Genomic DNA, 20,611 nt, shown 5'->3' with positions numbered 1-20,611 from the left:
CTGACTTAGAATAGTCAGCTTTTTTATTCTTGATAAATTTTATGTAATACATCTTTCCCTCCTGTTACCGGAATCACACTTCCCGTGATAAAGTCCGACTTCTCATCACAAAGGAAGCGAATTACCCTTGCAAGATCTTCACCAGTACCAGGCCTGCCAACAGGCACCGTTTCGTCCTTTCGCTCCTTAGCCGAGTCTATGCTCTCTTCTTTCCATTTGCCTATGACATCTCCAGGTGAAACCATATTTACCGTAATGCCGAATGATGCTTCTTCCAAAGCAAGCGTCTTGGTTAGTGAGGTTAGTCCGCTTTTTGCGGCAGCAAAAGCGGAGCGATATATCCATCCAGGGGCTGTTTCACTCTTTTCAAAGCCAAATGTCACAATTCTTCCCCATTTATTCTTTCTCATATGCGGAATGATTTCTTTCGCCATATAAAAAAAACCATTTAAATTACCGTTAATTAAATATCTCCATTCTTCACTGGTATATTCGGCCATCGATTTCCGTTCATGAATGTAAGGGCCGGCATTATGGATCAAGATATCAACTTTTCCGTATTTTCCCATGATATCACTGACTGCCCTCTTACATTCAGATTCATCAGCTGCATCCGCTTTGACAGCAAATCCACTGACTCCATATACGCTTGCAAGTTCATTTGCCAGATTCTCCGCTTCTGCTTTGCTTTTTCGATAGGTGAATGCAACGGAAATCCCGGATTCCGCAAGCACTTTTGCAGTTGTTCGACCAATACCTGTGGCCCCGCCCGTTATCAAAGCTATTTTTTCCATCACAGAAAATTACCTCTTTATTTTTGGAATGTTTATTTTATTATACATAAATTTCTTTCATTCTCTAAATTTCAATCCATCGCTAAAGATATTCATTAACGATTAGGCAGGTGCTGGCATAGAATAACACATCAATTTCAGGAGGGATTTGTGAGGATGCAGACTGTTATCAATATATACAGCCTTAAGATCCATAATATCTCAAGCAACGGTAGTATTAATATAGGTGAGTCGCTTCACAATTCACCGACTGCCAATACGAAATCGACTGGGCAAAACTCTTCATATGGAGATTATGCCCCACCGCATGCCCAGATGGAAAATGTGTATATCGATCCTGATTTAAATGATCAAGGCGATATTGCAAACCCTGCTCCGGTGATATCTAATCAAGCGTAAAGGATGATTCCCAATGCCTTATCAAATTAACATCTTCAATATCAAAACAAACGTTATCACGAATAATGCCAACGTTGATATTGGCCCTACTATCCATAACAGCCACACATCCAATTTTAAGCAAATTGGATCAAATTTTGCTTTTGGAGATTTTTCCCTTTCCGGCTCATGTATGGCTAACGGTATGTTGGATCCCGATTTCACCGATCAAGACCAAATTGCCACCCCTTCCATGCCGGTTGCAAATCAATTTTAACGCGTTCGAGTTTCCAGGAGAGAGGAATGCAAAATGTTTCCATGGAATTTTCTTTTCCCTTTTCTTAAAAATAATCGCGACAATTTGCCAAAGTCATTCCCTTTTGATATCCAGTCTCTTATTAACCAGGTAGTTTCCCAGGTCATCCCCGACAACCTACAGCAAATGATGGATCAGCATACCAACCAGGGTGTTCAAAATTCTAAACAAAATGTCCAAAACAGTAAGCGAAATAATCACCCGTTAAATGCCGACGTTTTCGAAACCCATTCAGAAGTATACGTACGAGTTCCCATTAAAGATCCTGAATGGGTTAAACAAGTTAAGATTTTTCATACTACCAACCAATCCATCATTGAGGGGATCCCAGACCAAGAGGATAAACATGTCATCACCCTACCGGCGATTGTGAAGAAAAAAGGTTCTACTGCGAAATACAAAGATGACACACTTGAAATTCGGCTAGTGAAAAATACTGATTTTCAATATTCCCAAATTGATGTTACAGAAATATAGGCTAACGTTTGCCCGTAATTAGCTTTGTACTTCTTCTGAAAATGCATTTGCCAAAATATACTATAAGCACGAAGAAACTGAAAGGTGGCACCATTATGGATATGGAGAAACTTAAACAATGGATCGAACTGTCGCAATCATATCAGTCAGAACAATTCTGGAGACAGGTTTTTTCCCAGAAAAATGCCGATGCGGCCCCAAATCAGTTTGATCAATCCTTTTTCCAAGGACCGAAACAGCGGGTATCCGAATGGCCGCTTTACGATATGTATCTTCATAACAGAATAATCTGGATCATAATTGAAATACCAGGAATGCGGCCGGAAGAAATTCAGCTATCCATACAAGAGGATACATTGGTGGTCAGCGGCAATATAAAAACAATTGTGGAAGGTATCCATTATTACGTAAAGGAAAGAAGAAACCAGAAATTCGAACGAAAAATTAAACTTCCTTATTTGCCGGAAATTGAAAAGCCGCAATTTAGATTCCAGCATGGCCTCATTATCGTTTCTTATCCAGTTAGGGAAGATGAACCTGTCCAGATTGACATTAGCCAGCAAGATGTTTAATCATGACGCCAATTAGACGTTTCTTTACTAAAAAGGAACCCATAAGGGAAAATATGGATAAAAGAATTAATTTGATTGAAAAAACACTAAAAACAATAGAGACCAACTTATCACAAATCAGTGATGAATCTGCTTCCTCCCTTTTTAAACAACTAAAGGATGAACTGGAATTGACATTACAGCAACAAATCACCAGTCCACCAAAAAGTGATAAAAAAGACTTAAGGCTCTCAGATGCTAAAAATCCGCCAATTATAATAGAACAGTTGCGGGTAGACAAAATAGTAGTTCAAAAGCTGGAGTATAGTAACAATTTCGGACAGCTCGGCATTCAGGAACTAAAAGGCAAATTAAATATCGGAACCAGTCATGAAGGTGAAATTAAAACGGAAAAAGCGGAAAAAGCGGAAAAAATGATGTCAAAATTACACGAAAAAATTTCTGATATTCCTGAAATCAAACTTCAGCCAAGGAAGGAATAATATATTGGATTATAGGAAAAATAAAAAATACAACTTGGACCAACGTAAAAGTGAAACAGAAATGTTAAAAGGTCCACAACAACGGTCATAAAGGCGAAGACCTGAGAGTTCTGTCTACTTATTTATAATGGCAAAAAGATTTATGCTTCCTATCTACACTAAAAAAGACCAAACCGAATGAAGGTTTGGTCTAAAAATGAAATACTTATTATTTACCGATGAACATTTGAGTCCAGTAGTTTCCTGAAGCGACATGTCCTACTCCAATGTGAGTGAAGTTAGGGTTCATGATGTTTTCACGGTGTCCCTGGCTGTTCATCCAAGCTTGTACAACTTCTTGTGGAGATTTTTGGCCCATGGCGATGTTTTCACCTGCATAGCTATAGCTGATACCGAATTTCTTCATCATATCAAACGGTGAACCGTAAGTTGGGCTATTGTGGTCAAAATAGTTTTTATCTTTCATGTCCTGAGATTTTACTTGTGCTACTTTGCTTAACTCATTGTCAATTTGAAGGGCTTTAAGGCCTTGTTTTGCACGTTCTGCATTTGTTAATTCTACAACTTGCTTTTCATATTGGCTTACTTCAGAGCTTGTTGGTGCTGAAGTATTAGCGGGCTTTTCTGCAGCTGGTTTTTGCGGTGCGGCAGTTTGTGATGGTTTTTGTTCAACAGGCTTTTGCACTTGTTGTTGCTGTGGTACATTGAATTGTTGGAATTGCTTAGTAAAGTTTGAAAGGTATTGATTTACAAATTGTTGAGCTTCTTGCTGGTTAGAAACCTGGTATGCTTGTGGTTGAACTTGGCAATTTATAGTAGATGCATCGGCTTGTTTTGCTCCTGCTCCTGATAGAATGACTGCAGCAGCTGCAGCAGCTGATAGAAATAATTTCTTTTTCATAAACTAGATCCTCCCCATAAAATTATTGGTTTGTTTCTTGCAAAATCATCATAACATGCGTTTTTTGTAATAATGGGACCATGAATTTCCATGAAGTTTCAAGAGTCTGCGTCAGGGGAAAAGAAAATGCACGAATTTCTTTTAATATATAAAAAAATGCTATGGGGACAAGGGATATCGCAGTTATGGGGATGATTTCATAGATTCACTTATTTTTCCTACAGCTGGCAGGCACCATACTTGGTTTCCATCTACCTACTAGTAAACTAGTATTGACAATATTTAAAACTCCTAGCCTTCTGTAATATACATTACAAGGTTATTACAATCATTAAGCAAAATTAATATTGTATGTAAAATTATTGAGGCATTAAAATAATCCTGGAATTCCAGGATTCTAGTGGCCATGCGTGGGTTCCTTTTCTTCACTTTCCTGATGGTTGCCGTGTAACATTTGATTGCCGCTTCCCTCTTTTTCTGGTTCGCTCGGTGTTCCAACCACGAATTCTTTTTTTGGCATTGCGTGCATGCCTCTGGCTGTCACATGTACATATACATAGTATGTGCCTTCATCGTCAAATGACTTTTCAAGGTCATATAAACCATTTTTTCCGTTATGAGCGGCTATTTTTTCATGATTTTCACTTTGAGAACGCCATATCTCGTAAGTAACTTCATCGGCATCAGCTACTTTTTCTTTCCCGTATGACACATTCGCTTCAAAACGAACCTGATCACCAGGTTTTGATGTTTCTGGATTCACCTTTAAATCTACATTCAGCATTTTGGGGGTCTCATCTTTTTCCACTGCCTTAGAACAACCGCCCAAAAGAACACATATGATCAGTGCCGGTACATACCATTTCTTCATATCTATATACCCCTTTTTGATTTCTTGCCTACCCTTAATTAACATATCCTATAAGATTGAATAAGTGAGGAAATAATTCAGAATGATTTTTAAGGATCACAAATCATCCATTATTTTTACATAAACAGAAACCAAATTTGCCTTTCTTGATGGAAGGTCTCTTTTACATTAAGGTAGAACTTTTCACGTTTTGTTCTCCATGTACGTGGATACGCATACTCATCGAGAAGCTCCCTCGCGGATTAACTGGCGCAAAATCCCGTCAAATTCAGTTAGTTTGTTTGTACTGATCTATTGTTCCATAGACGTAGATAGATGGCCAATCATTCTCCTTCGTTATGAATCTTCATTTCCCTTTGCCTATTCTTTCACGTTTTCCTCGTATGGTACATAATCCTGGTCTCCCTGGCAAAAATAATTCTTAAAAAAGGAGTGATCATTGTGTCAGTAGTATATCGTTGCCCGAATTGTAAAACGAATAAATCAAGATTTAACTTAATCCAGCAAGTTGTCATCCCAGTTAAAAAAGACCCAAATACAGGGGAAGTCCTTCAGCAATTTACAAATGAGGCACTTGATCCGTTCCATCTGCCGTATACAGGGCCGAATCTCCGAGTACAATGCGGCATCTGTGGTTCTATTGGAGAAGAAAGAACCTTTTCTGCATTCGGGGCCATGAATATGAGGTAGTTAAAAAAGCTGATGGCATGCGGCCATCCATCCCTATACCTTCAGTTTAACTTGCTTTTACGTACTTTTACATAGGTTTCTACAATTTTTGTAAATTTGTCGAAAGGGGGTGCACCTCATGATAAGTTGGCTTGATGTATTGCTCCGTTCCTTGCTATTTATTACGATACTCTTCATTTTTACGAAAATACTGGGGAAAAAACAAATATCAGAGCTTTCGTATTTTGAATACATTTCAGGAATTACGACAGGCAGCATAGCAGCTGAAATCATGATGGGGCTCGATAATCATCTTATGCATGGTGTGATCGGTATCGGATTATTGACCCTAATGACGCTTATTGTAGACTGGATTTCAATAAGAAGCAGAAAATTCAGTAACTTCGTTGAGGGTAAACACACAGTTATTATTAAAAACGGAAAAATTCTTGAAGAGAATTTAAAAAAAGAGAAGTATACTTATAAAGAACTTTCCTCGCTGCTACGAAAAAAAAATGTGTTCAATATCGAGGATGTTGAAATAGCTATTTTGGAAGAACGTGGTGATATTAGCGTCCTATTAAAAAAAGAGAAACAACCACTAACAGCTGCAGATATTGGATTATCAATAGAACAAAATAAAAAATTATATACCGTTATTTTTGACGGAAAGATCGACATAGACGCTCTTTCGAATTCCGGATATGATAAAAAATGGCTTGATGAGCAGCTGAAATCAAAACAGGTACACGCAAATGACATTTTCTTATTTCAAGTCAATTCAGACGGTCAAGTATGGATTGATTATAGAGATGATAAGAAAGGAACAAATCCTAACCCCCGCGGACAACAGCTTTCATCTTCATTTCTCAATTCTCATGAAGACATAGTAAAAATCAACGAAATTGCTAAAAAAATGGAAAGCCTTCAAAAATCGATAGATTTACTTAATCAAGGCAGTCAGAACCTAAATAATGAAAAGAAATTAAATTAACAGCCGTATGCATAAAAATCCCCGCTAAAAATGGCAGGGATTTTGTAAATTTTTCATGTAGTTTCTTAACATTTTTCTGCCTTTATAGCCATAGAACTAAGTATGGGCGTTTTCGACTGAACGGAGAGTTCTTCCCTATCCTAAATGGTTTTATAGTCGATTTCCGGCTTTTGTCGGGCCAGATCCCTTCACCTTCACCCAATGAGAAAAAGGGGAGGGTTTCGAGGAAACTTTGGGCAACACTATGGCTTATTTAAACATATCAAGTGCTTCAATCCTGCGGACAGCCTCTAACAGCTTTTCCTCGGTTGTAAGCAGACCGGCACGCACATATCCTTCCCCGAATTCCCCAAAACCAATTCCAGGTGCCACGGCAACATGTGCCTGGTTCAGCAAGTAATCGGAAAAAATCTGGGAGGAGTAACCTTTTGGCACCTTCAGCCAGGCAAAGAAAGATCCTGCAGGAGCCTTCACATCCCAGCCAATGGATTGCAACCCGCCAATAAAAATGTTCCGTCTGGATTGATAGGTTGTTACTAATTCCATCACACAATCCTGCGGTGCTAATAGGGCCTCTGCTGCCGCTTCCTGTACGGCCGGGAACAAGCTTACGTATAAATGATCTTGTATTAGCTCAATCGCTTCGATAACACTTTGGTTTCCTACGGCAAATCCAACACGCCAGCCAGCCATATTATATGTTTTTGACAGCGTGTAAATTTCAACCCCGGTTTCTTTTGCCCCTTCAATCTGCAGGAAGCTTACCGGCTTATTCCCGTCAAATCCAATAGCCCCATATGCGAAGTCATGTACCACACAGATCGAATTTTTCTTTGCAAGCTCCACCGTTTCCATAAAAAACTCCTCTGTCGCAACCGCTCCTGTTGGATTATTCGGGTAGTTTAGGAACATCATTTTTGCCTGTTCCAAAACTTCCTTATCCAATTCATCATAGTCAGGCAAATAGTCGTTGTCTTCTTTTAACGGCATCATTTCCATTTTTGCACGGGCAAGAACGACTCCTGACCAATAATCCGGATAACCCGGATCAGGTACCAACACTGTATCACCAGGATTCAAAAGGCATTGCGGCAATTCTACAAGGCCTGACTTGCCGCCAAACAGGATCGCTACCTCTTTGTTTGGATCAAGCTCTACGCCAAATTCCCTTTTGTAATACTGGCAAACAGCTTCCTTTAAGTATTGTGATCCCTGAAACGGTGAATATCTATGGTTGATGGGATTTTCTGCCGCTTCCTGTAGCTTTGAAACAATGTGTGCGGGTGTCGGCTGATCGGGGTTACCCTGGCCCAGATTGATCACATCGTGCCCCGCCGCTGAAATTTCCCCTACCTTGGAAACAAGCGAGGCAAAAAACTGTTTTGGGAGTGTTTGTAATATAGCTGACTTCTCGAAATATGTCATTTTTTCACCTACTTCTGAAATTTCTTGAAATTTAAACCAAAATTGATATATCGTTAATCTAATATAATATAACTCTTTTTTCAAGAAAATAATGGAGGGATAGAAATGAAATGGAAAATCGCCTGTATTCAGCTGGATATAACATTCGGCGAACCGGATGCCAATTACCGTTCAGTGGAAGCTAAATTGTCGGAGGCAGCAAATACCGGTGCAGATGTCATTGTATTACCGGAATTATGGACCACCGGCTATGATTTAACCAGGTTGGACGAAATTGCGGACCATGAGGCTAAACGGACAATTCGTTTTCTTAAGGAAAGCGCGAAGAAATATAAGGTGCACCTTATCGGGGGATCCGTCGCAAAAAAAACACAAGGGGGAGTCTATAATACACTGTTGATTGTAAATAACAAAGGAGAACTGGTGAAGGAGTATGATAAACTGCACCTGTTTAAGTTAATGGATGAACACCATTTTCTTCAGCCCGGGCAGAAAGATGGCCTGTTTCATTTGGAAGATATACTGTTGGCTGGTTTTATCTGCTATGATATTCGTTTTCCTGAATGGATCCGAACCCATACGTCGAAAGGGGCGCAGGCTATTTTCGTGGTAGCTGAATGGCCCAAACCACGCCTTGCCCATTGGCGGTCGCTTTTAATCGCGCGCGCTATTGAAAATCAATGCTTTGTTATAGGAGTGAATCGTGCAGGAAGCGACCCAGCAAACGAATTCGCAGGCCACTCCCTTATCATTGACCCTTGGGGAGAGGTCATAGGCGAAGCCGGTGAAAAAGAAGAAATTTTGGCCGCCGACATTGATTTTAATAAAACATCCGAAGTTCGGAACATGATTCCGGTTTTCCAGGATCGTCGGCCCGAATTTTATTAAGAATATATTTTAATCTTATAGAATCTCAAAACGCTTAGCCTGTTGAAGAGTTTTACATTTCCTACTTGACAAGTTTATACGCTATTGCCATAGTATTCCACTAAATGAAAGCGATTCTCAAAAAGGTTTGTCATCAAGCAAGAGGATAAGCGAATAGCGAGCCTCCTCCTATCACATATCCTCTTCTTCTTTTCCAAAAAATTCTCTTAAAGCCCGAGAATTTTCTTTCTGATTCATCTTAAGTACAGCCCCTGAATGAGGAAAGGATTGATCTGAAAAACTTCCTTTAATAGGAATTCGTAACGTGCTAACATGTTGTACTGGATGAAAAAGCACAGTGGATCCCAGTTCCGCTATTTCCTTTAGGCCCATATCTGTTTCAGTCAAGGCGATAGCCTCTTTCATTATATATGGCATTGAGATGATCCCATTCACTGAGTAGAGGCGCTCCGACATTACATCCTTCAGCTGAACAAGTACCTCCTGCTGTCGCTTTACCCTGCCAAAATCGCTTTCACTGTCATGGCGAAAACGGACGTACTTCAAAATTCCTTCCCCATGCAAAGTCTGTTTACCTTGTACTGTTTCGATACTCATATCTTCAATCATTTCAGGCTTTACATCTACTTTTATTCCCTCAGGTGCCAGGAGGTCCACTAGTTGGATAAAGCCGTCAAAATCAATTGTAACTACATGATCAGGCTTAATATCGAAATTCTCATAAATGGTTTGTTTCAGCAGCTCGCTTCCACCAAGATAATACGCCATATTGATTTTATTAAAACCGTTTTTATAACCAGGAATCTTCACATAGCTGTCCCTCATGATGGAAGCAAGCTTCATTTTATTGCCAGCACTATCATAACGAGCGAGCAGAATTGCATCCGACCTTGAATCAGGCTCCCCTCTTGAATCTGTTCCGAGCAACAAGTAGATTTTTTCACGCTTCAAATGACCTTCAGAGTCTGCCCCTGCAACTTGTTCCGGGTAGACCACATTGGATTCCTCTTGCTTTGTCTTATCGTCTACCGGTAATTTACTACAGCTCGTGATAATCAAGAGGTAGGCAAATATGACAAATATACGTAATCTCATAAAGATCACCTCAGCTTAGGAAAAGTATCCATATCATTTCCCGTTTTACTGGGATATATACCCCCTTGGTTTCACCCTGAATATAATCCTTTGAAGTAGATGGATTTAAGAAATAATAGAGACCGCAAAAAGGCCATTCCCAATAAGGAATGGCCTTGCACTTATTTGATTTCCTGTTTCAGAACTTGTACTGCTTTATGCACTTGTGTATCGTTTTGATGAATTTTTTCCCTTAATTGCTCCATCAATTTCATGGTAGTGCTGCCTTTCAATATACCGGTGGCTTCAAGCTTGTTGTCTGTTTGAAACTTGGTCACCGCGGCTTTTGTATCCTGGTCGTAAAAGCCATCTATATTGCCAGGGTCAAAACCGATTGCTTTTAGCATTTCCTCCGCTGATTTGACCTCCGCTGATGAGGATGATTGCTTTAATTCCTTATCTGGGGAGATATAAAGTAAATTGGCGTAACTAGGCAAGGCAACAGCGATGTCTGGCTTTATCCCTTTTTCATGAATCCAGTTCCCTTTTGGGGTGAGCCATTTTGCTGCAGTGTACTTAAAATTAGAGCCGTCTTTAAAGTCTTCTGCCGTTTGCACGGTTCCCTTCCCGAATGACTTTTCACCGATCAGCTTGATCCCTTCCGCTTCACTAACAGCCGCGGCAACAATCTCAGATGCACTGGCGCTGCCTTTATCTATTAATACCACCGTAGGATTCTTCAATTCCCCGTCATTTTCCGATTTAATGACTTCTTTCTTTCCTGCCCGGTCCTCCACCTGCAGGATGACCTCTCCATCGGGAATAAACATGCTGGAAATTTCCATAGCCTGGTCAAGGAGGCCTCCAGGATTTCCACGAAGATCCAGAATCAACCCCTTCATGCCTTTTTCCTTCATATCCTCCAAAGCGGTGCGCAGGTCTTTGGCGGTATTTTCAGAAAAACTCGTAACCTGTACCTTAGCGATCCCGTCAGGCAGCATCTCTGCATAGACAGTTTCGATTGGTATCGTATCGCGGACAATTCTGATCTTAATCGGTTCGGACGTGCCGCGAGATATCATTAATTCTACTTTCGTGCCCTTTTTCCCGCGAATATGCGTAACAGCTTCAGATGAGCTCAACCCATGCAAACTTTTGCCATTTACACTTAAAATGATATCATTTGGCTTGATTCCTGCTTTCTCGGCAGGCGAGCCTTTGATGGGCGATACGACCATGATCCGTCCATCCTGTTCCTGAATTTCTGCCCCTATTCCCTCAAACGAGGATGAAATGCTTTGATGAAAGCTTTTTGCTTCTTTCTCATTCATATAATCTGAATAAGGGTCATCCAATGACTCAAGCATTCCGTTTATGGCCCCATTCACCAGTGTTGTGTCATTGACTTCTTTATAATAATTCTTCTTTAATGTGTCATACGTTGAATATAATTTTTCAAATTCATCCCGTTCGTTCGCAGCTACCGGGGTGAAAGATTGAACTTGATCATCACCAAACGATAGGGCCATTGCAGTAATGCCAGCTGTAACCACTATAAGCAATACAACCCCTACTATAAATGGGAATTTCTTTATCCTTATGAATTTAGAAGCTTCGTTTGGCTCCTGGTGTTTTTTTTCCTCTTCCACTAACAATTCACCACTTTCACTGCACGCTTATCAGTAAGCTTTATTTATTCCTGAATAGCTGCTTCCAACGCAACCTCAATCATTTCATTGAATGTAGTTTGCCTTTCCTCAGCGGTTGTTTCCTCTCCGGTCAATACATGGTCGCTTATCGTCAATATCGACAGCGCTTGGCGTCCAAACTTGGCCGCAAGAGTGTATAACGCGGCTGTTTCCATTTCAATGGCAAGGATTTGATATTTCGCCCACTTTTCCAGTTCACTGTTATCGTTATAAAATTGGTCGGCAGTAAATACATTTCCCACCTTTAAATGCAGGCCTTTATATACGCCCGCGTCATAAGCTTTCTTGAGCAATTCGAAACTCGCTGTTGGTGCATAGTCCACGCCGCCGAACGTGAGACGGTTCATTTGGGAATCGGTCGATGCACTCATCGCAAGAATTACATCCCGGACTTTTACATCTTTTTGGATCGCTCCGGCTGTCCCTACCCGAATCAGCTTCTGGGCATTGTAACTTTGCATTAACTCATTAATGTAAATGGAAATAGAAGGAACACCCATGCCAGTCCCTTGCACAGAAATTCGCTTCCCTTTATATGTACCCGTGTATCCAAACATGTTACGGACTTCGTTATATAGCTTTGCATCTTCCAAAAACGTTTCAGCAATATATTTTGCACGAAGCGGGTCTCCGGGAAGCAGCACCGTTTCGGCTATTTCATTTTCCTTTGCACCAATATGCACACTCATTTGCCATACCTCCTATTAAGTGGGTGACACGATACCGTGTCATCCTTTTTCACTATAACATAATTGTCCCCATGTTTGGTAAAAAGAACCCTTTCACTATCGTTCGTTTTCTGTTTAGTTTTTGCTGAATCACCCCAAGCTATTAACAGGGGAGAAGATCCCTGGGCACAAACAACTTATCGCCAAAAAGGGTCCAGAGGAGGACAGCATGGGAAAAAAACACAGGAACCGCTTAACCCCAAAAAAAAATAATCATATACCGCCGGAAGCCATCATTGCGGAGCATGAAGCACATGCAAAAGAATATTCGGCAAAAAGAAGAAAGCCATAACCAACCAGTCTAAAACAAAATGGAAAACACCGATGCTTTAGGCAACGGTGTTTCCACGCTTATAAATATTAAAGTGATTGAAAAGCTTCTGTTAATACAGGAACGATTTGTTTTTTACGTGATACGACACCTTTCAATACGGCTGTGTTATCAGAGAGTTGTACATTGTATGCTTTCTCTACAACATTAGCAGCCTTTCCTAGTGCAAGGCCGATTGAATCATTTGTTAAGATATCCGTTACGACAAAGAGGAATAAATCGAGGTTCTTTTCTTCAATCCTGGATGAAATTACATCCTCAAGCTCACTCCTGCGGGTAAGGACTTCATTTGTGTCGACAGCATTAACCTGTGCAATCTCAACCTTGCTATCTCCCATTGAAAATTCCTTTGCATCAAGCGTAATCAATTCTTGAACAGTTTTTTCGCTAAGGTCTGCACCGGCCTTTAGCATTTCAAGACCGAATGTTTCACTGTCCACCCCTGCAAGTTCCGCCAGCTCACGCGCTGCCTGGATGTCTTCTTCCGTACATGTCGGGGACTTGAAAAGCAAGGAATCGGAAATGATTGCTGACAGCATCAAACCTGCCGTTTCCTTCGTAATTTCAACACCTTTTTCTTTGTACAGTTTATTTAATATGGTTGCAGTACAACCAACCGGTTCAGCACGGTAATATAAAGGATCGCTAGTTTCAAAGTTCGCGATGCGGTGATGGTCAATTACTTCAAGCACTTGTACTTTGTCAATATCTTCAGCACTTTGCTGGCGTTCGTTATGGTCAACCAGGATAACTCCGTTAACCTCATTTGCCACGGTTTCCACAAAACGTGGCGCTTCTACCTTAAAGTAATCCAACGCATACTGTGTTTCGGCATTCACTTGCCCCAATCGGACAGGTTCTGCATTCATGCCTATTTTCCTTTTTAATTCAGCATAGGCAATGGCTGAACAAATCGTATCAGTGTCTGGGTTTTTGTGTCCGAAGACTAAAACTTTTTCCATGATTCTCTCCTTGGTCGTGGATAAATATTTAATGGGAACCGTTAGTAGTTAAACTACGGACACCACATTCCTATCATCATTTTATCATAAACTCTTCTGGTTTCAATTTCTGAATATACAAAAACAAGGATTTAATAGGAGAAATGGTAAAATACCGACCCCAGGGCCGGTACCGACATATACTCTACTTTTTAAGCATAGCGTTCGATAATCCCATTTAATTTCTTCGCCATCACAGGAATATCCGAGAATGAAATAATCCCGCGCACCTTTGTCTCATCCATTTCCAACGTTTCGGCGAACAGCCCCGCTAACCCTTTTCCTTTTCTGTCAATTTCAAAATAAACTTCGGCCTCGTCTTTGTTTTTCATAAAAATAACGGCTTCGAGTTCATCTAATTTACCTCGATAGTCACCGGAATACGGAACGAATTCAAATTCCTGGATAAACTGCATCCGGTTTCGGAATCTATATGGGGCCTCCTCGCAATCAGCATTCCTTAATTTGAATCCCAACTCGTCTAAAGCTGAAATAATAGATTGCACAAGGCTGTTCGGCTCGATACGGATAAAATCCTCATCCTTAGGATCAATGGCGTTTTTTATATCAAGCCCGGTAGAAATCCAAACTTTTGTCTTTCCATAGGTGACAGGGGTTTCATTAGGAAGTTGCATACTGAAAGGAATTTCCGTCCTCTCATTCGGGGAGATTTCAAACGGTGCGTTCAACCTAATCCTTTCGATTGTCGCAATCTGGAGATATTTTTTATCATCATGCTCTTTCACATAGGATGTGTGTAATGTCAGATATATTTCATCGATTTTCTGGCTGACGCTTCCTCCTTTAATGACGACTTCGCCCATGACGATGTCCCCAGGACAGAATGTATCCTTTGCCAGTTTTGTATCCACCTGGGCATTCCCAATACCAATGCTTGCTAACACTTTGTTAAATACTGACATCCCCTTCACTCCCATTGGTTTTTTATATGTTTTTTTATATCCTCTAACGCTTCTATGCTGCTGCCATATGGCCTATCACTCATAAGCAATTTCCTGATAATCCTTTTCGAATCAGGAAGGACCTCCAGTTCTTCTTCCCATGTCCTTTCTTTCTTAAAGCCGGGTTTATAACCTGAATAAAGAAGAAATAACAGAAAATGGCCCAGGGAATATAAATCACTTGTAAAATGAACTCGCTTTCTAGGATGCTCCGCTTCTGCTTCTGTTTCCCCTTGCCCAAGTTTGCGTGCCAGGCCAAAATCAATAATAGAAAGGTTTTCCCCTGCTGCAAGGACATTGGGAATTCTTAGGTCGCGATGGACGATGCCTCTTTCATGAAGAACTAACAGCTTAGTAAGTAGTCGGGAAGCAATGGTAAAGGACTCTTGCTCGCTAAATACTTCTCCCTCGTAGAAAATTAATTGCTCAAACGTTTTACCTGCTTTATATCCCATTACGAAATAAGGTGTTCCTTTGAAACTCCCTTTTTCAATAATTTCAGGAAAAGCACGATCAGTGAGTTCGGATAGCAATTCTATTTCAATCTGAAAACCATCCCTTGCCTCCACTGAGTTCAGCTTATGAAGATTCATCCTTTTTAAAATATATAACTGATCAAGTGATGGATCCTTTATTAAATATGCGGTTCCATAGCTGCCACTGCCTATTTTTTTAACGAACTGCCATTTTTCCTTTTTAAAAAAGGTACGCTTAAAAAATAAGTCAATAATCGGATTTGCCATCCGCCTTAACACCATGTGTATACTCCTTTATCAACTGCTGAAAAAGCTTCTTGAAGAAGTAAAAAACCCCTTTTTCTTATAATGTTTGTATCCATGGTGCTGATGGTTTTTCATTGGTCTATGCTTCCAATCGCTGCTTGAATGTTTATATTTGGAATGTCCGCCGTTGAACAAATTCTTGATTAGTTTTTTTAGCATGTAAATACCCTCCTTTTCGTGTTACTACTTCTTACGAAACATGTACCCGAAAGGTTTCAGATTTTTTTTGGCCAAAATAAAAACGGCGGATTTCCGCCGTGTTTCCCCGCTAATTTTGCCAAGGGCAAGTATGCGGCCTGATGCCGATTATTCATCAGTATCCTCGTCGATGATGCATTTTTCGATCAAGTAATCAAATGTAATATCGGCTAGGTCTTCCAATTCATTTTCTGTAGGGATATACCCTCGCTTCATAAGAGCCTGAAAAAAGAATTCAGCAATTTCTTCTGTATCTATAAAGACTTCTATTTCCCGCATGTCATCGCCCCCTTATTTAAAGATGTATGAAAGAAGGCAGCCATTTATTCCTTGCTTGTATCTCATATTAATTGGGCAGATTCTTTTTGCCATTGGGGTAAAGATCCTCCGCCAATTTCTTTATTTTCATGATTGCCAAATTCATTACATGCTTATACTCCTCGTCTTGGAAGATTTGATAAAGAGTTGAGTAATCATTATATAAGTCTAGCAGTCCATCGATGAGTTGTTTTTTCTCTGCAATCGCTTCAAGCCTTTGCTTTTCATCCAGGCGGGGCAGAGCCTTTGACTGGCTGGCACCCTCTTTCTTTCCTGTATTTTTATTCATCGGATGGAGCAGCCCAAGTTTTTGTATAATTTTATCCGCCCTTTCCGCGTCGGCGATCAAGGTCATTTCTTCCTCATGTGCTTCAAGCCACTCTCCATCCGATATTCTGGATAATTCATAGATGACATCTTCCCAAGCATTTTCCTTATAACGCCAAATTTCCGTGCGAAATCCAATCACCTTAAAATAATCATTGCCATACCCTTCGACCTGGACCAAGTCGCCAAAGAAAAATTGGTATTCAATATCAATCTGTTCTCTATCGTTGGATAGCACTTCGCCTTTGTATTCATGGATATGCTGCAGCGTACTTTCTAGGTATAAGCCTTTACTGTGGTTTATTTCATACACATAAGTGCCATCGATGTACTGTACGTCCGTTACTTTTCCGACCGTTCCATACATTGTAATGACCACAGTATCACCTTTCTTGAATTTTGGTTCTTTTTTCTTTCCCATTCGAGACATCCCCTTAGGCATGGTCCTTTTGTATAATTACCATAGTATATGCAGTTTGAAATATACCGGTTAACACAAAAGCCAACCATGTCAAGAACAAGAAAAAAGCCTATACAAATTGTACAGGCTTATCCTTCGTGCTGAAGATATAGGTCCCACGCTTGATCGAAAACAGCCATATTTTCCAGATAATCGCCGTTCATTTCCAGGTAACGACTGATTTCGTCATAGCTTGAAGATTGCTTCGGAAAACCATGATCTTCATAGGCATGGTTAGCAAAAGCTGTAATGTCATCCATATCTTTGGGCTGACGGTACCTCATTAAAAAATGGTAGAATGGTTTCAAAGATATCCCCCTCGAAAATTCACACATGGACTTTCCGTTATATTATAATGATCTCTTCGGAAAAATAAATAAAAAAAACCCTTTTCGGGTTAATTTTTATTGCCATCTTCCAGATTTCGACATCTCCATCAGTGCCCAGATAATATTAACCATTAAAATCGCTACTGTTACCGGTACGGCATAAAGCCAGTTCCCCCCGTACTTTTCCTTTATGACGCCAACGTAATATCCACAAAGGAAAAGCACAAAAAGCGAGGAAACCATCATAATGACAAGCACAAAATACATTCGACTCTCCCCTTTATCCCCATAGCTCTCTTCATTTTATTGTAATAAAAAAGGATAGGGGAAGCCGGAGGAACCATGAACAATTTGTGAAACCAATTCGCAACTGGCCACAGTTAAGAAAAATCAAAATAATTTCTTTTTAACAATCGCTCGACCTTCATCAGTTGTTCAAAAGAAATAGACTTGCCCAGCTGTGATGTATTAATTAGAAATAGCTGGTCCTCTATTTCTTTTACAATGTCGTCTGCCTGAAACCTCGCACTGCAGCCTCCACACAGCTTTGAGGGTGTATCTGTTATTTCGATGGCTTTTGTCCCGTCTGGGAGTTCCCAGTAAACCGTATCGAAAATATCTGAAAGCGTTCCTTGTTCGCACCATGGACAGATTTCCATCATGTCACCCTTTTTCCTTTCCAGTCTCCGGCTTGCTGGTTTCTTTAGTCTTCTGTGCCATAAATTTTTTTTCTTTTAATTCGTCTCGTTTTCCACGCTGGTCCTTTAATGAGGCATGCTGTGGATTCAAATCATAATCTTTTCTTTTGTCCATCCTCTTTAAGCCTTCAGGTACAAGGTTGAACTGCCGATCATTCATTAATCCAGAAATACCGATGTCTGATCTTTTCTCATCCATGTCCGGATAGATTTCCCTGAAGTAATCATCCGCCTTGCCAGGGGTATAATTTTCTGGTTCCGGATAGGTTGTTATCACACCTTCAAAGTTGCGAAGGACAGTTTTGGATGCTGATTGTGAAATGATATAATTTGGCTGCAGTGATATCTTGCCTCCACCGCCTGGTGCATCGACGACAAAGGTTGGGACGGCATACCCGGAAGTATGACCGCGCAAGCCCTCCATGATTTCAAGCCCTTTAGATATAGGGGCCCGGAAATGGCCAATCCCTTCTGATAAGTCACATTGGTAGATATAATATGGGCGCACCCTTATCTTTACCAGGTCATGCATGAGTTTTTTCATGATCGCCACACTGTCATTTATTCCTGTCAAAATAACAGCTTGGTTGCCTACAGGAACGCCAGCATTCACCAACATTTCGCAGGCTCTTTTGGATTCTCCCGTAATTTCAATCGACGTGTTGAAATGTGTATTCAGCCAAACGGGGTGATATTTTTTTAGTATATTGCAGAGGTTTTCAGTAATTCGATGCGGGAACACAACCGGCGCCCGCGTGCCGATGCGGATAATTTCAACATGGGGAATGGCCCGCAAATTCTTTAAGATATATTCTAGTATCGTATCATTTATTAGAAGGCCGTCTCCCCCTGATATCAGCACATCGCGGACAGCGGGTGTTTCCCTGATATAGCCCATCGCCGCGTCTAGCTGTTTTTTAGGAACACCCATCCCTATTTGCCCTGAGAACCTTCTGCGCGTACAATAGCGGCAATACATAGAGCACTGGTTTGTTACAAGGAACAACACGCGGTCCGGATATCGGTGAGTCAATCCTGGAACCGGGGAATCTTCATCTTCGTGGAGAGGGTCCTCCATATCGTATTTTGTTTTATTCATTTCCTGTGAGATTGGGACAGATTGCATCCTTATCGGGCATCTTGGATCTGTAGGATTCATCAGCCAGGCGTAGTAAGGGGTTATATTTAAAGGGATCGTTTTTGTTGAGATCCTTACGCCTTCTTCTTCATCAGGCGTAAGGTTTATTACCTTTTTTAGGTCATCCACGGTTCTGATTGTATTGGTCAGCTGCCAGATCCAATCATTCCATTTTTCCTCCGGGACATCTTTCCAAAGCTCAATATCCTTCCAATGGCGATCAGGCTTATATAAATTAGCTAGCATGGCACACCCTCCTGTATCTAATTATTAATATTAAATGCAAGAAGTGTGCCAAAGGTTTTCAGGATCAGTCGAGCTACACCTTTCGGGGGATCAGTCAGACCCCCCACTGTTTTAACGCATTACCGTACCGGGGGACTAACCCCCGATATTGCTCTTTTTTATCTTGTATTGCAGGGTTTGCCTTGGAATATCAAGGATTTTTGAAGCTTGAAGGACATTACCGTTTGTTTGGGCTAATGCCCTTCGGATTAAATCTTCTTCTGTTTTTTTCAATGCTTCTCTTAAAGGCACAAGTGCGCTTATATTGTCAGTGCCAGAATAGCCATTGAAAAAAACAGGAAGCTCATTTTCCGTTAGAATAGTTCCTTCGGTGACATTCATCATGTATTCAATTGTATGCTTTAGCTCACGGACGTTTCCTGGCCAATGGTGTGCCAGGAATGCTGTTTTCACGCTTGGCTTCAGACCTTTTACGTTTTTCCCGAGCATACCGTTATATAAAGAAATAAAATGGCAGGACAGTTTAAGAAGATCCTCTTTTCGGTCTTTTAATGGGGGAAGTTTATAACTCATGACATTCAGCCGGTAAAATAAATCAGCACGGAGTTTATTTTTCTTTAATGCCTCTTCAGGATGGATATTCATGGCAGCAACCACCCTCACATCGACAGAGATGCTTTTCGTTCCGCCAATCCTCCTAACCAGTCCATCCTCAAGCACTCTCAACAGCTTTGATTGGAGTTCGATGGGCATGGATTGAAGCTCATCAAGGAAAAGAGTTCCTTCATCGGCAAGCTCAAACAGCCCTTGACGATCGATGGCGCCGGTATAGCTTCCTTTAGCTGTGCCGAACAGGAGGCTTTCAAGAAGTGTTTCCGGTAATGCGGCACAGTTTTGGGCAATGAAAGGGCCTTTCTTCCGTGCGGACGCATTATGGATGCTTTGTACAAATAATTCCTTCCCAACACCGCTTTCACCAAACACAAGTACTGACGATGAAGAGGATGCTGCTTTTTTTCCTTGTTCAATGACAGTACGGAATTGAGGGTTATCTGTCAATATGTCATCAAAATTATATTTTGCACCGTTATGGTCCAAGATTTTCTTTTTCTGCTTTGTGAGCGTGCTTTTAAGGTCAAGTAAATGCTCTGACATTACGCGCAGCTTGGAAATATCCTTTGCTATTTCAACAGCACCGATAAGTTGTCCTTCTACATAGATAGGAAGCGTACTATTCATCGTTTCGATCTTTTTCCCATGTAGATTCACATATGACTGTTCTTTGAATGCAATCGGTTTACCTGTCTTAACAACGTTTAACAGGGTCGATGAATGTCTGGTCAATGAAGGAAACGCCTCAAGCAACGGCCTTCCAAGCACCTCGGAAACTTCCATCCCGTCATGGGAGGCGGCGACGGCGTTATAAAAAATCGTTAACCCGTTCATATCAATTACATGAATCCCTTCATCGATACTTGAGAGGATTGCCTCCAGCACTTTACGGGTGTTATATAATTCGACTGACACTTTCTCACTCCTTATA

General features: G+C 40.8%; 27 protein-coding genes. 9 read left to right on the top strand and 18 right to left on the bottom strand.

Annotated elements, in window-relative coordinates; translation table 11 throughout:
* Nucleotides 1-23: 23 nt before the first annotated feature.
* Entirely contained in the window at nt 24-797 is a 774-nt protein-coding gene (locus tag CUU64_RS06265; RefSeq protein WP_101632399.1) for an SDR family oxidoreductase, read from the bottom strand.
* Between the two features lie 153 nt (nt 798-950).
* On the opposite strand from CUU64_RS06265, the gene CUU64_RS06260 reads away from it, so the two are divergent.
* From CUU64_RS06260 to CUU64_RS06240, 5 genes are all read left to right on the top strand, one after another.
* Nucleotides 951-1,193 carry a spore germination protein gene (locus tag CUU64_RS06260; RefSeq protein ID WP_101632398.1) on the top strand — a complete coding sequence of 81 codons (243 nt, stop codon included), beginning with the start codon at nt 951-953 and terminating at the stop codon, nt 1,191-1,193.
* 13 nt (nt 1,194-1,206) lie between these two features.
* A complete protein-coding gene (locus tag CUU64_RS06255) occupies nt 1,207-1,449 on the top strand; it encodes a spore germination protein (protein WP_101632397.1) in 243 nt (80 codons plus the stop codon).
* A 33-nt stretch (nt 1,450-1,482) separates the two neighbouring features.
* Nucleotides 1,483-1,965, top strand: a complete 483-nt coding sequence (locus CUU64_RS06250; protein WP_101632396.1) for an Hsp20/alpha crystallin family protein — start codon at nt 1,483-1,485, stop codon at nt 1,963-1,965.
* A gap of 95 nt (nt 1,966-2,060) precedes the next feature.
* A complete protein-coding gene (locus tag CUU64_RS06245) occupies nt 2,061-2,537 on the top strand; it encodes an Hsp20/alpha crystallin family protein (RefSeq protein WP_180954478.1) in 477 nt (158 codons plus the stop codon).
* Nucleotides 2,538-2,539: 2 nt separating this feature from the next.
* Nucleotides 2,540-3,019 carry a hypothetical protein gene (locus tag CUU64_RS06240; protein ID WP_101632394.1) on the top strand — a complete coding sequence of 160 codons (480 nt, stop codon included), beginning with the start codon at nt 2,540-2,542 and terminating at the stop codon, nt 3,017-3,019.
* A gap of 208 nt (nt 3,020-3,227) precedes the next feature.
* Here CUU64_RS06240 and CUU64_RS06235 read toward each other — a convergent pair whose 3' ends face one another.
* On the bottom strand, nt 3,228-3,920 hold the full coding sequence (locus tag CUU64_RS06235; RefSeq protein ID WP_101632393.1) for a CAP domain-containing protein: 693 nt from the start codon (nt 3,918-3,920) through the stop codon (nt 3,228-3,230).
* A 397-nt stretch (nt 3,921-4,317) separates the two neighbouring features.
* The gene (locus CUU64_RS06230; protein ID WP_101632392.1) at nt 4,318-4,791 is read right to left on the bottom strand and encodes a FixH family protein; all 474 of its coding nucleotides are present in this window, start codon (nt 4,789-4,791) and stop codon (nt 4,318-4,320) included.
* Nucleotides 4,792-5,232: 441 nt separating this feature from the next.
* Here CUU64_RS06230 and CUU64_RS06225 point away from each other — a divergent pair, with 441 nt between their 5' ends.
* Entirely contained in the window at nt 5,233-5,481 is a 249-nt protein-coding gene (locus tag CUU64_RS06225) for a DNA alkylation repair protein (protein ID WP_101632391.1), read from the top strand.
* Nucleotides 5,482-5,599: 118 nt separating this feature from the next.
* Complete coding sequence (locus tag CUU64_RS06220; protein ID WP_101632390.1) at nt 5,600-6,454, top strand: DUF421 domain-containing protein; 855 nt, start codon at nt 5,600-5,602, stop codon at nt 6,452-6,454.
* Nucleotides 6,455-6,703: 249 nt separating this feature from the next.
* Here the strand turns inward: CUU64_RS06220 and CUU64_RS06215 are convergent, their stop codons facing one another.
* Nucleotides 6,704-7,879 carry a pyridoxal phosphate-dependent aminotransferase gene (locus CUU64_RS06215; protein ID WP_101632946.1) on the bottom strand — a complete coding sequence of 392 codons (1,176 nt, stop codon included), beginning with the start codon at nt 7,877-7,879 and terminating at the stop codon, nt 6,704-6,706.
* Nucleotides 7,880-7,984: 105 nt separating this feature from the next.
* On the opposite strand from CUU64_RS06215, the gene CUU64_RS06210 reads away from it, so the two are divergent.
* Complete coding sequence (locus tag CUU64_RS06210) at nt 7,985-8,767, top strand: carbon-nitrogen family hydrolase (protein WP_101632389.1); 783 nt, start codon at nt 7,985-7,987, stop codon at nt 8,765-8,767.
* A 171-nt stretch (nt 8,768-8,938) separates the two neighbouring features.
* On the opposite strand, the gene CUU64_RS06205 is transcribed toward CUU64_RS06210, so the two are convergent.
* The 3 genes from CUU64_RS06205 to deoD form a co-directional block, all read right to left on the bottom strand.
* Nucleotides 8,939-9,862: an LCP family protein gene (locus tag CUU64_RS06205; protein WP_101632388.1), complete on the bottom strand. Its 924-nt coding sequence runs from the start codon at nt 9,860-9,862 to the stop codon at nt 8,939-8,941.
* Nucleotides 9,863-10,023: 161 nt separating this feature from the next.
* Nucleotides 10,024-11,490, bottom strand: a complete 1,467-nt coding sequence (locus CUU64_RS06200) for a lmo1851 family serine protease (protein ID WP_101632387.1) — start codon at nt 11,488-11,490, stop codon at nt 10,024-10,026.
* 44 nt (nt 11,491-11,534) lie between these two features.
* Nucleotides 11,535-12,239: a purine-nucleoside phosphorylase gene (gene deoD, locus CUU64_RS06195; protein WP_101632386.1), complete on the bottom strand. Its 705-nt coding sequence runs from the start codon at nt 12,237-12,239 to the stop codon at nt 11,535-11,537.
* A gap of 208 nt (nt 12,240-12,447) precedes the next feature.
* Here deoD and CUU64_RS22495 point away from each other — a divergent pair, with 208 nt between their 5' ends.
* Nucleotides 12,448-12,570, top strand: coding sequence for a hypothetical protein (locus CUU64_RS22495; RefSeq protein WP_233522550.1), 123 nt, complete (start codon nt 12,448-12,450; stop codon nt 12,568-12,570).
* 68 nt (nt 12,571-12,638) lie between these two features.
* Here the strand turns inward: CUU64_RS22495 and CUU64_RS06190 are convergent, their stop codons facing one another.
* The 11 genes from CUU64_RS06190 to CUU64_RS06145 all read right to left on the bottom strand — a co-directional run bounded on the left by CUU64_RS06190 (nt 12,639) and on the right by CUU64_RS06145 (nt 20,595).
* On the bottom strand, nt 12,639-13,571 hold the full coding sequence (locus CUU64_RS06190; protein ID WP_101632385.1) for a manganese-dependent inorganic pyrophosphatase: 933 nt from the start codon (nt 13,569-13,571) through the stop codon (nt 12,639-12,641).
* Nucleotides 13,572-13,762: 191 nt separating this feature from the next.
* Entirely contained in the window at nt 13,763-14,533 is a 771-nt protein-coding gene (locus tag CUU64_RS06185) for a sporulation protein (protein ID WP_101632384.1), read from the bottom strand.
* A gap of 5 nt (nt 14,534-14,538) precedes the next feature.
* Nucleotides 14,539-15,330 (bottom strand): serine/threonine protein kinase, encoded by a 792-nt coding sequence (locus CUU64_RS06180; protein ID WP_101632383.1) that lies wholly within the window; start codon nt 15,328-15,330, stop codon nt 14,539-14,541.
* A 15-nt stretch (nt 15,331-15,345) separates the two neighbouring features.
* The gene (locus tag CUU64_RS21875; RefSeq protein ID WP_180954477.1) at nt 15,346-15,513 is read right to left on the bottom strand and encodes a hypothetical protein; all 168 of its coding nucleotides are present in this window, start codon (nt 15,511-15,513) and stop codon (nt 15,346-15,348) included.
* 147 nt (nt 15,514-15,660) lie between these two features.
* Nucleotides 15,661-15,831, bottom strand: a complete 171-nt coding sequence (locus CUU64_RS06175; protein ID WP_101632382.1) for a YozD family protein — start codon at nt 15,829-15,831, stop codon at nt 15,661-15,663.
* 67 nt (nt 15,832-15,898) lie between these two features.
* Entirely contained in the window at nt 15,899-16,618 is a 720-nt protein-coding gene (locus CUU64_RS06170) for a hypothetical protein (protein WP_101632381.1), read from the bottom strand.
* Nucleotides 16,619-16,746: 128 nt separating this feature from the next.
* Nucleotides 16,747-16,965, bottom strand: coding sequence for a YozE family protein (locus tag CUU64_RS06165; protein ID WP_101632380.1), 219 nt, complete (start codon nt 16,963-16,965; stop codon nt 16,747-16,749).
* 96 nt (nt 16,966-17,061) lie between these two features.
* Entirely contained in the window at nt 17,062-17,253 is a 192-nt protein-coding gene (locus CUU64_RS06160; RefSeq protein WP_101632379.1) for a hypothetical protein, read from the bottom strand.
* A 113-nt stretch (nt 17,254-17,366) separates the two neighbouring features.
* Nucleotides 17,367-17,645: a YokU family protein gene (locus tag CUU64_RS06155; protein WP_257985456.1), complete on the bottom strand. Its 279-nt coding sequence runs from the start codon at nt 17,643-17,645 to the stop codon at nt 17,367-17,369.
* Nucleotides 17,646-17,649: 4 nt separating this feature from the next.
* The gene (kamA, locus tag CUU64_RS06150; protein WP_101632377.1) at nt 17,650-19,068 is read right to left on the bottom strand and encodes a lysine 2,3-aminomutase; all 1,419 of its coding nucleotides are present in this window, start codon (nt 19,066-19,068) and stop codon (nt 17,650-17,652) included.
* Nucleotides 19,069-19,203: 135 nt separating this feature from the next.
* Nucleotides 19,204-20,595: a sigma-54 interaction domain-containing protein gene (locus CUU64_RS06145; RefSeq protein WP_180954476.1), complete on the bottom strand. Its 1,392-nt coding sequence runs from the start codon at nt 20,593-20,595 to the stop codon at nt 19,204-19,206.
* Nucleotides 20,596-20,611: the final 16 nt, after the last annotated feature.

The sequence above is a fragment of the Bacillus sp. V5-8f genome (assembly GCF_002863565.1).
Lineage (GTDB): Bacteria > Bacillota > Bacilli > Bacillales > DSM-1321 > Peribacillus.
This window is presented reverse-complemented; position numbering and strand designations above follow the sequence as displayed.